The sequence below is a fragment of the Pseudomonas sp. GW822-FHT03F08 genome (assembly GCF_058801265.1).
This window is the reverse complement of sequence record NZ_JBXANC010000006.1, coordinates 459,766-472,599: the sequence shown is the minus strand read 5'-3', so window position 1 is coordinate 472,599 and position 12,834 is coordinate 459,766. Positions and strand designations below refer to the sequence as shown.

Sequence of the window (12,834 nt, the reverse complement as noted above, 5' to 3'; positions counted from 1 at the left end):
GTTTCGCAATTGCAGGTGTATCGTATTCGCCCTTTACGGGCCTGCGGGCCCGCCGCAGATACGTGAGGTAGTTGAGTTCATGTCCTTTACCCGTCGCCAAATCCTCGGTGGCCTGGCCGGTCTTGTTGTCGTTGGTGTGGGCGCGGGGGGCGCGTCGCGTTACTGGCTGGGCAAAATGGCCGATGCCGACGCGGGGCATGACTATGAATTGATCGCCGCGCCACTGGACGTCGAGCTGGTGCCAGGGCACAAGACCGAAGCCTGGGCGTTCGGCCCGTCGGCGCCGGGCACCGAGTTGCGTGTGCGTCAGGGTGAGTGGCTGCGTGTGCGTTTCATCAACCATCTGCCGGTCGCGACGACCATTCACTGGCACGGCATTCGCCTGCCGCTGGAAATGGACGGTGTGCCATACGTCTCGCAATTGCCGGTACTGCCGGGCGAATACTTCGATTACAAATTCCGCGTGCCGGATGCCGGCAGCTATTGGTATCACCCGCACGTCAGCAGCAGCGAGGAACTCGGTCGCGGGCTGGTCGGGCCGTTGATTGTCGAAGAGCGCGAACCGACCGGATTCAAATACGAAAAAACCCTGAGCCTGAAAAACTGGCACATCGACGACGAGGGCAACTTCGTCGAGTTCAGCATTCCGCGCGAAGCGGCCCGTGGCGGTACGGCGGGGCGGCTGTCGACCATCAACGGTGTGCCTGCGCCGGTCATCGAGCTGCCGGCCGGGCAGATCACCCGTGTGCGCCTGCTCAACCTCGACAACACCCTGACCTATCGCATCAATATTCCCGGTGTCGAAGCGCAGATCTATGCGCTGGACGGCAACCCGGTCGAGCCGCGGCCGTTGGGCAAGGAATACTGGCTCGGCCCGGGCATGCGCATCTGCCTGGCGATCAAGGCACCGCCGGCCGGTGAGGAACTGTCGCTGCGCAACGGCCCGGTGCGTCTGGGTACTCTGCGTTCGGTGGCCAACAATGACGCGCCGACCGAATGGCCGAAGGCATTGCCCGCCAACCCGGTGGCCGAGCCGGACCTGGCCAATGCCGAGAAACTCAACTTCAATTTCGAATGGGTCGGTTCGGTGTCGGTGAATGTCGACAACGGCAAGCCGCCGAGCCTGTGGCAGATCAACGGCAAGGCCTGGGACATCACCGACAAGACCTGCGCCGACCGGCCGATTGCCAGCCTGAAACTGGGCCAGAGCTATATTTTCGAATTGAAGAACATGACCCAGTACCAGCACCCGATTCACCTGCACGGCATGAGCTTCAAGGTGATTGCGTCGAACCGGCACAAGATCGTGCCGTATTTCACCGACACTTATCTGCTGGGCAAGAACGAGCGCGCACAAGTGGCGCTGGTGGCGGATAACCCGGGTGTGTGGATGTTCCACTGCCACGTGATCGACCACATGGAAACCGGCCTGATGGCCGCCATCGAGGTGAAGTGATGCGCCAGATTCGCCCCGCGGCGATCATCGACCGCAGCCGTGACCGCGATTTCATGCGTGAAGCATTGGCGTTGGCCGCCCAAGGCGCGGCCCTCGGCGAAGTGCCGGTGGGCGCGGTGCTGGTGCAGGATGGCGAGATCATCGGTCGTGGCTTCAACTGCCCGATCACGGGGAGCGATCCGAGCGCGCATGCGGAGATGGTTGCTATCCGTGCTGCCGCTCAGGCAGTCAGCAATTATCGCCTGCCGGGCAGCACGCTCTACGTGACGCTGGAACCGTGCAGCATGTGCGCCGGGCTGATCGTGCATTCACGGATTGCGCGGGTGGTGTACGGCGCGCTGGAGCCCAAGGCCGGGATTGTGCAGAGCCAGGGGCAGTTCTTCACTCAGGGCTTTCTCAACCATCGAGTGCTGTATGAAGGCGGGGTGTTGGCGGAAGAGTGCGGGGCGGTGCTGACTGAGTTCTTCAGGGCGCGACGCGCGAAACCGGCAGACTGAAAAAACACCTGTGGGAGCGAGCATGCCCACTCCCACAGTTTTTTAGTGTTCGGAAGATTTACTTCTTCGCGACAATCACCGCCCGCATCGGCGCCGGCAACCCTTCGATCGTCTTGCTGTGATCTTCCGGATCAAGGAAATCGCTCAGCGACTGATACTTCATCCATTCGGTCCCGCGCTGCTCTTCAACAGTGGTGGTGCTCACGTCCACGCATTTCACATCCGTGAAACCGGCACGACGCAACCACAGTTCCAGCGCTGGCACGGACGGCAGGAACCACACGTTGCGCATCTGCGCATAACGGTCTTCCGGCACCAGCACCTGATGCTTGTCACCTTCGACCACCAGCGTTTCCAGCACCAGCTCGCCACCCTTGACCAGGCAATCCTTCAGCGCCAGCAAATGCTCGATCGGCGAACGGCGGTGATAAAACACACCCATGGAAAACACCGTGTCGAAGCCTTCCAGATTCGGCGGCAGGTCTTCAAACGGGAACGGCAAGTGCCAGGCATTCGGCTCTGACAGATAACGCTGCACCGCCTGGAACTGGCAGAAGAACAGCCAATTCGGATCGACGCCGATCACGCTGTCGGCGCCGGCACCGAGCATGCGCCACATGTAATAGCCGTTACCGCAACCGACATCGAGGATGCGTTTGCCCTTCAGGTCCAGATGCGGAGCGACTCGCGACCACTTCCAGTCCGAGCGCCATTCGGTGTCGACGTGTACGCCGAACAAATCGAACGGCCCCTTGCGCCACGGCGACAGGCCCATCAGCGCGGTGCGCATCTGCGCGCGGGTTTCGTCGTCGCAATCGGTGTCCAGCTTCAGGCCATCGAGCAGGTCGACTTCGGTCGGCTGGATCTTCGGCAAGGCGTCCAGCGCACTTTGCCAGCGCTCCAGATCACCGTGACCTTTCTCCATTTTCTTGTCGAGCTGCGCTTGCAGGGTGTTGGCCCATTCGGCCAGCGGCGTGCCGGCCAGACGGCGGGCGAGGGGGGACAGATCAATCATGGCAAGGCAATCAACGAGGCAAAGTTAAGACACTGGAACCACGGCACGACTTTCGAGAACCCGGCGGCCAGCAGGCGTTCGCGGTGTTCTTCGAGGCTGTCGGGCTTCATGACGTTTTCGATGGCGCTGCGCTTCTGGGCGATTTCCAGTTCGCTGTAGCCGTTGGCGCGTTTGAACGCGACGTGCAGATCGGTCAGCAGCGCGTGTTCTTCGGCATCGTTGAAGCGCAGCTTCTCCGACAGAATCAACGCGCCGCCCGGCAGCAACGATTGGCGAATGCGCGACAGCAACGCCGTACGCTGCTCCGGGGCGATGAATTGCAGGGTGAAGTTCAGCGCCACCACCGAAGCCGGTTTGAAATCGAGGGCGAGGATGTCGCCTTCGATCACCTCGACCGGCAGCAACTCCTGGAACATCGAATCCTGACCATTGAGGTACTCGCGGCAGCGCTCGACCATCGCCGCCGAGTTATCCACCGCGATCACCCGGCAACCGTCGGTGCGCACATGTCGGCGCAGGGCCTGAGTCACGGCACCCAGCGAAGCGCCGAGGTCGTAGAGCACGCTGTTTGGCTGAGCGAACTGCGCCGCAAGCACGCCGAGGTTCTCGACGATGGTCGGGTAGCCCGGCACCGAACGCTTGATCATGTCCGGGAACACCCGCACCACGTCTTCGTTGAAGGCGAAGTCAGGCACCTGGGCCATCGGCTGGGCGAAAATGCGATCGGGTTCTTTGCTCACGGCGGTTCCGGCGGTGTCGATGAAAAGGCCGGCATTTTAGCCAAACTGGCGCGCAGATGCGCGGGTTGTCTGATAAACCGCCGTCTCACAGCTCCGGACGTTTGCTTTGGGAAAACGCTGATGCCGCAATCCCCCACTGCCCTAGCCAATAGCTGAGGATGATGATGTAGGGCGCTGCGTTGAACGGTGAGACAAACCGGTTGATGCCGATCACGCTGTCGGAGAACACGAACGCCACTGCGCCGCCCGCCGCCAGCAGTGCCGAACGTTGTGGTACGCCGCTGCCGAGTCGGGCCAGTGCGCGCCAGAGCATGGCGCTGATGGCTGTTCCGTAAACGATCACCGGTACGGTCAACGGCCCGAGTCCGCTGCCGATCAATATGCCCAACAGCACGGCGCCGACGCTGAGCGCCAGGATCAGCGGCAGCAGGGCCAGGCGCCGGCAATCGCTGAGGTAAGCCTTGAGATACGCCAGATGTGCGACCAGAAACGCACCCAGGCCAAATACGAACAAATCCTCCGGCCACGCCAGCAGCACATCGCCGATCAACGAGAAAATCAGACCGAGGCTGATCCAGCGGCGATAGTCGCTGGGCGGTGCATCATGCAGCCAGCCCAGCAACGCCAGTACCGGCAACGGTTTGACCAGCAGGCAAAGCAACGCCGCATGAGTGCTGACGCCATAGAGAAAGGTCACTGCGCCCATCAGCGCGAGGATCAGCCAGCCCACGGTCAGTTCACCGAGATCGCGCAGTCGAAGGTTTCCACCGGCTCGACTTCTGGCTCCCAGGGTTGCTGCGACGTCAGGCGCAGACGGCCGGTGCCCGTGGCGAAGGCCTGGAAGCGCCAGGTGGAGAAACCGCCCGCGCCGACCATGCCGGAATCTTTTGGACTGCTGTAAACCTCGGGGCTCAGCGCATGCAACACGCCGCCGGCCGAGTCTTGAATGGCCCAGCGGTAGCCGGTAGTGGGGTTGCTCGGGAGCATGACGATCAGGTTTTGCCCGTTGGTCAGCCGTACCGGGCATTCGCTCTGTTTTTCCACGGTCACGTTGGTTTTCGGTTGCGTGGCGCAGGCGGCCAGCAGGGCGAGGGACAGGGGGACAAACAGGCGAGTGGGGGACATAGGCTCAGCGGCTCCGGCGTTGGCGACGAACGGCGAGCATAACTGAAGATGAGACAAAGTGTGACAGTCGGGGGAGGGTGTGATCGTTCCCACGCTCTGCGTGGGAACGATCTTTAACTCAAGTCGTAATCAGAAAAGCACCTTCGCCACATCCGCAAACTTCTTGGCGAAATGCACGGTGATCCCTTCCTTCAGGTAATCCGGCAGTTCCTCGAAGTTACCCCGATTCGGCTCCGGCAGAATCAACTCGAAAATCTTCTGCCGCCGCGCCGCGATCACCTTCTCACGTACCCCGCCAATCGGCAGTACATGCCCGGTCAGTGTCAGTTCGCCGGTCATCGCCACGCCTTTTTTCGGCGGCTGATTGCGTGCGAGGGAGAGCAGGGCACTGGCCATGGTCACGCCGGCGCTCGGGCCATCTTTCGGTGTTGCGCCTTCCGGCACATGCAGGTGGACGAAAGCCTCGTCGAAGAATTTCGGATCGCCACCGAACGACTTCAGGTGCGAACTGACGTAGCTGTAGGCGATCTCCGCCGACTCCTTCATTACATCGCCCAATTGCCCGGTAAGTTTGAAACCTCGGTTCAGGGTATGAATCCGCGTGGCCTCGATCGGCAAGGTCGCGCCGCCCATGCTCGTCCAGGCGAGACCGGTAATCACGCCGGTGCCGGACAACACTTGCTCGTTGCGGAACACCGGATGGCCGAGGGACGCTTCGAGGTCTTTCGGCCCGATCTTGATCACCGCTTTCGGGTCATCAATCAGCTTCATCACCGCTTTGCGCACCAGTTTGCCCATCTGCTTTTCCAGCTGGCGCACGCCGGCTTCACGGGCGTAGCCGTCGATCAAGGCTTTGAGCGCCGTGTCGCTGATGCTCAGGCTGCCCTTGGACACGCCGGCCTTTTCCAGCAGTTTCGGCCACAGGTGGCGCTTGGCGATGGCGACTTTTTCTTCGGTGATGTAGCCCGACAGGCGAATCACTTCCATCCGGTCCAGCAACGGGCCGGGAATCGAATCCAGGGTGTTGGCGGTGCAGACGAACAGGACTTTCGACAGGTCCATCCGCAGATCGAGGTAGTGGTCGAGGAATTCGACGTTCTGTTCCGGGTCGAGGGTTTCCAGCAGCGCCGAGGCCGGGTCGCCCTGGTAGCTCTGGCCCATCTTGTCGATCTCGTCGAGCATGATCACCGGGTTCATCACTTCGACGTCTTTCAACGCCTGCACGAGTTTGCCCGGCTGCGCGCCGATGTAGGTGCGGCGATGGCCCTTGATCTCGGCTTCGTCGCGCATGCCGCCGAGGCTGAAGCGGTAGAACGGCCGGCCAAGGGATTCGGCAATGGACTTGCCGACGCTGGTTTTACCCACGCCGGGCGGGCCGACCAGCAGCACGATGGAACCGCTGATCTCGCCTTTATAGGCTCCGACCGCGAGGAATTCGAGGATGCGGTCCTTGATGTCGTCGAGGCCGGCGTGGTGTTTGTCGAGCACCTTGCGCGCGTGCTTGAGGTCGAGTTTGTCCTCGCCGTACACGCCCCACGGCACGGAAGTCGCCCAGTCGAGGTAGTTGCGGGTGACCGCGTACTCCGGCGATCCGGTTTCGAGGATCGACAGCTTGTTCATCTCTTCTTCGAGGCGCTTTTGCACCTGCGTCGGCAGGACCTTGCCCTCCAGGCGCTGTTCGAACTGTTCGAGGTCGGCGCTGCGGTCGTCTTTGGTCAGGCCGAGTTCCTGCTGGATGACCTTGAGCTGTTCTTTAAGGAAGAACTCGCGCTGATGCTCGCCGATCTTGCGGTTCACCTCGGCGGAGATTTCTTTTTGCAGGCGCGCGACTTCGACTTCCTTGCGCAGCATCGGCAGGACTTTTTCCATGCGCTTGAGCATCGGCACACAGTCGAGCACTTCCTGCAGCTCGGGGCCGGTGGCGGAGGTCAGGGCGGCGGCGAAGTCGGTCAGCGGCGACGGGTCGTTGGGGCTGAAGCGGTTGAGGTAGTTCTTCAGCTCTTCGCTGTACAGCGGGTTGAGCGGCAGCAGTTCCTTGATCGCGTTGATCAGCGCCATGCCGTAGGCCTTGACCTCGTCGGTCGGCTCGGTGGGCTGGTGCGGGTATTCGACTTCCACCAGATACGGCGGGCGATGGTGCTTGAGCCAGGTCTTGATGCGCACACGGCTCAGGCCCTGGGCGACGAATTGCAGTTTGCCGTTTTCGCGGCTGGCGTGGTGCACCTTGACCAGGGTGCCGTATTGCGGCAATGCCTTGGTGTCGAAATGGCGCGGGTCTTCCTGGGGCGTGTCCATGAAGAACAGGGCCAGGGAGTGGTGGTCGGATTTGCTGACCAGTTCGAGGGTTTCGGCCCAGGGTTCTTCGTTGACGATGACCGGCAGGACCTGGGCCGGGAAGAACGGGCGGTTGTGGATCGGGATGATGTAGACCTTGTCCGGCAGGTTCTGGCCGGGCAGGGCGAGGCCTTTGCCGGGGACGTGGTGTTCGATGTGTTCGGCGTCGGTTTCGGTGATGTCGTCGGGGTTCTCGGGGAATTCTTGCTGGTCGCTCATGGGGCACCTGCGCAATGGGGTATGGGTGTTAGATGGGGCAGGGTTTTGGTGGTTTCAATGGGGGTGGGTGTTTCTGGTTGTGTGTTCAGGGTTTTGACAGGGTTTGGGCTTTGGGCTTGGCGGCCTTTGGGCCGACCATGCTGGGGGGTATCGGGTACATATCCGTTTCTTCGGGTGCGCCCGCTGGCGGTTTCGCCCTTACGGCGAGTCCCTTTGGCAAACGCCCCAAAGGAACCAAAGGTCTGGGCCCCGGCGTTCGGCCCCTCGCTGAGGCTCGGGGTTCCTTCGTTCCGGCATTCATCCGGGGGCATCGCCTCCGGTTTGCTTCGCTGCACCTCCTCTCGATGTGTTCGACTTCGTCGAACGGTCGCTGCGCTCCCCCCCGGATAAATCCCTCCTCTCAGCCTGCCGAAGGGGCCGGCACGTCAAAAGCGGTACTTGAGCTAACGCTCATCGTGGTGAGTGGCGAAAAGCGAAAAGCGAAAAGCGAAAAGCGGATTGCTTTTGCTTTGATCGTTCCCACGCTCTGCGTGGGAATGCAGCCCGGGACGCTCCGCGTCCCAATCGATCTGCCAGCGAATGTGGTCTGTGGCTGGCAGGTCGATTTCGTCAGGGCGATTCAGCTGTGTGTTGGGTAGCGCTGTACTTCGACGTTATCCAGCACCCGATTCACCGCCAGTTCAGCCAGCATGATGATTTGCTGAATGGCCAGAATTGTCCGCCGCTGCGGGAGGTCGATGTGTGAGGCGATGTCACTGGTCATGAGGCTGGCCTGTGCCAGTGATTCGCAGGCGTGGACCAGCAGGCTTTCACTGTCCTGATCGGGTGCGACCTGGAACATGGTGCTGGGTTTATGGAAGCGCAGGGTGGTGGTGTTGGGTTTCAGGTAGTGGTCGAGCGCGCGCTCGGCAGCGTCGTGGAGTTTTTTGGAGTCTGGCGATTCGTAGGGCGATGCGTCGTTTGATTCGGGGGGATTGGGTGTTGGTTTTTTCATGGTGAATACTCAGTTGGTGAAATTGGAGCTGCCTTCGATTGCCGCGACGCAATCTGAGGTGGCAGCTGTACGCGGGTTCGCGGACCGATAACTGAGGAATCGGCATACCTCCAGAGAAGGCATCCCGCGCACAGCCGCCATGACACACACAACAGGCACCGGGGTGCCGTGAGGTTGGCGATTATGCATCAGTTATCGGACCGCGACGCCCCATCGCTGAATTTGCAGCGACCCCCAAAGCCTATCCACCCCGTTTCCGAGCCACAACCGACGCGACATGTCAGAAACATCCCCTCCAAACACCCTGTCTGTAGGACATACACACCCCGTGTAAAAACGCAGTCCACAAAAAAAGGCGACACCCCTCACAGGGCATCGCCTTTTTCCTTACTGCCGTTACAACTTATTCCGGCAGTTTGTACGCAATCACATAGTCACCCATCTTGGTGCCCAGCGAGCCGTGACCACCCACCACGAGCAGGACGTATTGCTTGCCGTCCTTGCCGGTGTAGGTCATCGGGGTCGCTTGGCCGCCCGCAGGCAGGCGCGATTTCCACAGTTCTTTACCAGAGTTCACGTCGTAGGCGCGCAGGTACTGGTCCAGCGTGCCGCTGAGGAAGCCGACGCCGCCTGCGGTGACGATCGAGCCGCCCATGCTAGGCACACCCAGGGTGAAGCCGATCGGGATTGGCGAGCTGTCGCGGCTGGTGCCGTTCTTGCGTTTCCAGACGACTTTGCCGGTGGTCAGGTCGATACCGGCGACGTAGCCCCAGGCCGGGGCCTGGCACGGTACGCCGAGTGGCGACATGAACGGGTGCATGATCACCGCATAAGGCGCGCCGGTGTTCGGTTGCACGCCAGCGGTTTCGCTCTCGCGCTTGCTGCCGGCCGCGACTTTTTCGCGTGGCACCATTTTCGAGACGAAGGCCATGTAGTTCGGGCTGGTGAACAGCATCTGGCGAACCGGGTCGACAGAAACACCGCCCCAGTTGAACACTCCGACGTTACCCGGATAGATCAGGCTGCCCTGTTCCGACGGAGGCGTGTATTGGCCTTCGTAGCGCAGTTCCTTGAACTGGATGCGGCACAGCATCTGGTCGAACGGGCTGGCGCCCCACATGGCTTTTTCGGTCAGTTCCGGGGCCAGCAGGTTCAGGTCCGAACGGGCCTGGGTCGGTGCGGTGTGGTCGCCTTTCACGGCGCCTTGCGGAACCGGGATTTCCTTGATCGGGATGATCGGCGTGCCGTCACGACGGTCGAGGACGTACAGGCTGCCCTGTTTGGTCGGAGCGATCAGCGCAGGCTTGATGCCGTCGGCGGTTTTCATGTCCAGCAGGGTTGGCTGGCTGCCAACGTCCATGTCCCACAGGTCGTGGTGGGTGAACTGGTAGTTCCAGCGCACTTTACCGGTGCTCAGGTCCAGGGCTACTACGCCGGCGCTGAATTTCTCGGCGCCCGGGGTGCGGTCAGCGCCCCACTGGTCTGGGGTCTGGTTGCCCAGTGGCAGGTAAACCATGTTGAGTTTTTCATCAACGCTGGCCAGCGACCACATGTTCGCCGAGTTGCGGCTGTAGATCTGGCCCGGGGCCAACGGTTCGGTGGCGTCCGGGTTGTTGCTGTCCCAGTTCCATACCAGATGACCGTCGCGCACGTCGTAGGCGCGGATCACGCCGGACGGCTCGTTGGTCGATTCGTTGTCGGTCACGTGGCCACCCATGATCACCAGATCACGAGTGATCGCGGCTGGCGAGGTGGAGTAGTAGCCACCCGGGGTGAACGGGCCGATGCCCTGTGTCAGGTCAACCACGCCTTTGTTGCCGAAGCCTTCGCAGATCTTGCCGGTGTCGGCGTTCAGTGCAATCAGGCGTGCATCGGCGGTCGGCAGGTACAGGCGACGCGGGCACGCCTGGGCGACGGCTTTGCCGGCCTCGGAGATGACGGCGGAGGCGGCGGTTGCAGACTTGGCGTACGCGGCTTCGTCGTAGTACGACACGCCACGGCAGGTCATGTGGGCGAAGCCCTTGAAGCCGACCGGGCTCTTGATCTGCGGGTCGAAGCGCCACAATTCCTTGCCGGTGTCCGGGTCCAGCGCCAGCACCTTGCTGTGAGCGGTGCAGGCATAGAGCATGCCGTTGGCTTTCAGCGGAGTGTTTTCGTTGGTGAGCTCGACCGGGTCATCAGCAGTCGGCAGGTCGCCGGTCTGGATGCGCCAGGCTTCTTGCAGCTTGCCGACGTTGGCCGGGGTGATCTGCTTCAGTGGCGAGTAGCGGTCACCGAATTCGCTGCGGCCATAGGCCTGCCAGTCGCCATCGGGCATGGCTGGCGCGGTGCTGGTGGTGTCGGCGGTGTCGCGACCCAGTTCGCCGAAGGTTTCGCCCGGGTGGGTGAACAGGCTGGCCAGGGCGGTGACGCCGGCCAGGATCACGGCCACGGTCAGGCCGCCGGTGCCCATCGGTGCAGGACCGTTGAGCAGCAGCGGACGACGGAACCACGGCAGCAGCATCACGAAGCCGAGGACGAACCACAGCGCCAGACGCGGCACCAGTTGCCACCAGTCCAGACCGACTTCCCACAGCGCCCAGACGGTGCTGGCAAACAGCACAATGGCGTACAGGCCCAGTGCTGCGCGGCGACGAATCAGCATCAGAATGCCGGTCAGCGTGATGCCGATACCGGCCAGCAGGTAGTACAGCGAGCCGCCGAGCGTGCTCAGCTTGATTCCCCCGGCCAGCATGGCCAGGCCCATCAGTAGAAGCAGAATGCCGAGCAGGCTCGGTAGCAGACGGCCTCGACTCGAAGCACTTTCGGTGCTCATAGTGTGGTTCTCCGTGACGTTTCAAGTAGTCCCGCGCTGTAGTCACTGTAGATGACGATTGGGCGCGGGCATGGTTCATATAAAACTTGTTCAGCTAAGTGAATCTTCTGCGGGTACCGGTCAGAACGACGACTGGATCTTGATCCCGCCGATCAGCGCGTCATCGACCTTGTCCACACCACCCGGATGGCGGATGTATTGCAGGTTCGGGCGCACGGTCAGCCAATTGGTGACGTGCACGCCGTAATAGAGTTCGGCGCTGTATTCGGTGTCCTGCGGCGGCAGGTAGGACGGATCGTCGTAGTCGTAGACGGCGCGGGCCTGGTTGGTCGCCTCGGCGTTCTTGCGGTAGGCCGGGTTGACGTGGACGCGAGCCAGGGCAAAGCCGATGTCGTCCTTGGCGCGAGCGTCGAACAGGCCTTTGTAGACCACGCCGGCCTGAACGTAGTTGTCGACGGCGTTGGTCTTCTTGTCGTGCATCGTGCCGTTGGCAAACACGCTCAGGCCACGAGAGTTGTCGCTGGCGACGCTGGTGATCTGCTGCTGCACGCCGAGCCACACGCCGTGTTTGCTCGAGGCGCTGCGATAGGCCTCGCCGCTCAGGGCCGCCGGCTGGCCGTTGCTGTCTTTATAGGCGTCAGTGGCCTTGGCGTTGCTGTAGTAGTAACCGGCGCGGTATTCGCCCGGCAGGCCGTTCAGTTTCGGCGTCCACACCAGTTCGATCGGCAGGATCGCGCCCTGGGTGCCGCTGCCGCTGAGTTTGAAGCCGTTGCCGCGATCGAGGTTAGACGGGTTCTGCTCATAGGCGCCGACCTGCGCGTACAACTCTGGTGTCAGGTGATATTTGACGCGCAGCGCCCATTGGCTGACCGGCCAGTTGTACCAGATGCCACCCACCCAGTTGCCGACCTGCGAGCCGCAGAACGCCAGGTTCTGGAAGTCGCACGGGAAGCTGTTGAAGTCTTCGCCTTCGCCGAAGCGGCCGACCTTGATGTCGAGCTTCTGGTCGAAGAATTTCTGCTGGTACCACATCTGCGTCAGGCGGGTGGTCTGGCCACGGCCCCAGACTTCCTGGGCCGAGGTGAAGCCGCCGACGCGCGGGTCGTTGATGCGGTCATTGCTGATGTTGTTGCCGCTGCGCTTGGTCACGGTCAACTGGAATTCGGCGTCGTTCCAGCCCAGCAGCTTTTGCAGGTCCAGATGCGTACCGAGGCCCCATTGATCGCTGTAGCGTGCGGTGCGGTCGTGGTCGTAGCCGCCGTGCAGGTTGCTGCCCATTTCGCCGGTGTAGTCGAGCTTGAAGTCGATGCCTTTGGCCGAGAGTTCGCTGCGGGTGCCGTTCCAGTCACCGAGCATATACGGTGATTCACTGTCGAAGGCCGGAGCGGCCTGGGTGCAGGTGACGAGGCCAAGGGCGGTGCAGCCGCCGATCAGGCGCAGGGTTGAGATAGCGCTGTCTCGGGAGAACGGAAAATCAGGCATGAAATGGGTCTTTCTTGATCTTTTTGGGGGGATGGGCTGACCGCTACGATTTGACGCAGGCAGTGAAGCGATTCAGCAGAAGGGCGGCAGGATAATGTCCCGTTACAAAAACACAAAGTGCTTTTGCAGACATGAACCCTTTCGGATTCGGTAACAG

General features: G+C 61.7%; 10 protein-coding genes. 2 read left to right on the top strand and 8 right to left on the bottom strand.

Annotated elements, in window-relative coordinates; translation table 11 throughout:
* Nucleotides 1-79 precede the first annotated feature (79 nt).
* Together AC1RME_RS17955 and tadA are read left to right on the top strand one after the other, a co-directional pair.
* Complete coding sequence (locus tag AC1RME_RS17955; protein ID WP_493091592.1) at nucleotides 80-1,456, top strand: multicopper oxidase family protein; 1,377 nt, start codon at nucleotides 80-82, stop codon at nucleotides 1,454-1,456.
* A complete protein-coding gene (gene tadA / locus AC1RME_RS17950; RefSeq protein ID WP_096818572.1) occupies nucleotides 1,456-1,953 on the top strand; it encodes a tRNA adenosine(34) deaminase TadA in 498 nt (165 codons plus the stop codon). Before AC1RME_RS17955 ends, tadA begins: the two co-directional genes overlap by 1 nt.
* 58 nt (nucleotides 1,954-2,011) lie before the next feature.
* Here tadA and cmoB read toward each other — a convergent pair whose 3' ends face one another.
* The 8 genes from cmoB to AC1RME_RS17910 all read right to left on the bottom strand — a co-directional run bounded on the left by cmoB (nucleotide 2,012) and on the right by AC1RME_RS17910 (nucleotide 12,677).
* Nucleotides 2,012-2,968, bottom strand: a complete 957-nt coding sequence (gene cmoB / locus AC1RME_RS17945) for a tRNA 5-methoxyuridine(34)/uridine 5-oxyacetic acid(34) synthase CmoB (protein WP_096818570.1) — start codon at nucleotides 2,966-2,968, stop codon at nucleotides 2,012-2,014.
* On the bottom strand, nucleotides 2,965-3,672 hold the full coding sequence (gene cmoA, locus AC1RME_RS17940; protein ID WP_219737186.1) for a carboxy-S-adenosyl-L-methionine synthase CmoA: 708 nt from the start codon (nucleotides 3,670-3,672) through the stop codon (nucleotides 2,965-2,967). Before cmoA ends, cmoB begins: the two co-directional genes overlap by 4 nt.
* 121 nt (nucleotides 3,673-3,793) lie before the next feature.
* Nucleotides 3,794-4,438 carry a lysoplasmalogenase gene (locus tag AC1RME_RS17935; protein ID WP_493091591.1) on the bottom strand — a complete coding sequence of 215 codons (645 nt, stop codon included), beginning with the start codon at nucleotides 4,436-4,438 and terminating at the stop codon, nucleotides 3,794-3,796.
* 2 nt (nucleotides 4,439-4,440) lie between these two features.
* Nucleotides 4,441-4,833, bottom strand: a complete 393-nt coding sequence (locus AC1RME_RS17930; RefSeq protein WP_493091590.1) for a protease inhibitor I42 family protein — start codon at nucleotides 4,831-4,833, stop codon at nucleotides 4,441-4,443.
* Nucleotides 4,834-4,962: 129 nt separating this feature from the next.
* Nucleotides 4,963-7,386 (bottom strand): endopeptidase La, encoded by a 2,424-nt coding sequence (gene lon / locus AC1RME_RS17925; RefSeq protein ID WP_244142412.1) that lies wholly within the window; start codon nucleotides 7,384-7,386, stop codon nucleotides 4,963-4,965.
* Nucleotides 7,387-8,005: 619 nt separating this feature from the next.
* Nucleotides 8,006-8,380 carry a DUF6124 family protein gene (locus tag AC1RME_RS17920; protein ID WP_102620808.1) on the bottom strand — a complete coding sequence of 125 codons (375 nt, stop codon included), beginning with the start codon at nucleotides 8,378-8,380 and terminating at the stop codon, nucleotides 8,006-8,008.
* Between the two features lie 403 nt (nucleotides 8,381-8,783).
* The gene (locus AC1RME_RS17915; protein WP_493091589.1) at nucleotides 8,784-11,195 is read right to left on the bottom strand and encodes a glucose/quinate/shikimate family membrane-bound PQQ-dependent dehydrogenase; all 2,412 of its coding nucleotides are present in this window, start codon (nucleotides 11,193-11,195) and stop codon (nucleotides 8,784-8,786) included.
* A 120-nt stretch (nucleotides 11,196-11,315) separates the two neighbouring features.
* Nucleotides 11,316-12,677 (bottom strand): carbohydrate porin, encoded by a 1,362-nt coding sequence (locus tag AC1RME_RS17910; RefSeq protein ID WP_493091588.1) that lies wholly within the window; start codon nucleotides 12,675-12,677, stop codon nucleotides 11,316-11,318.
* Nucleotides 12,678-12,834 lie beyond the last annotated feature (157 nt).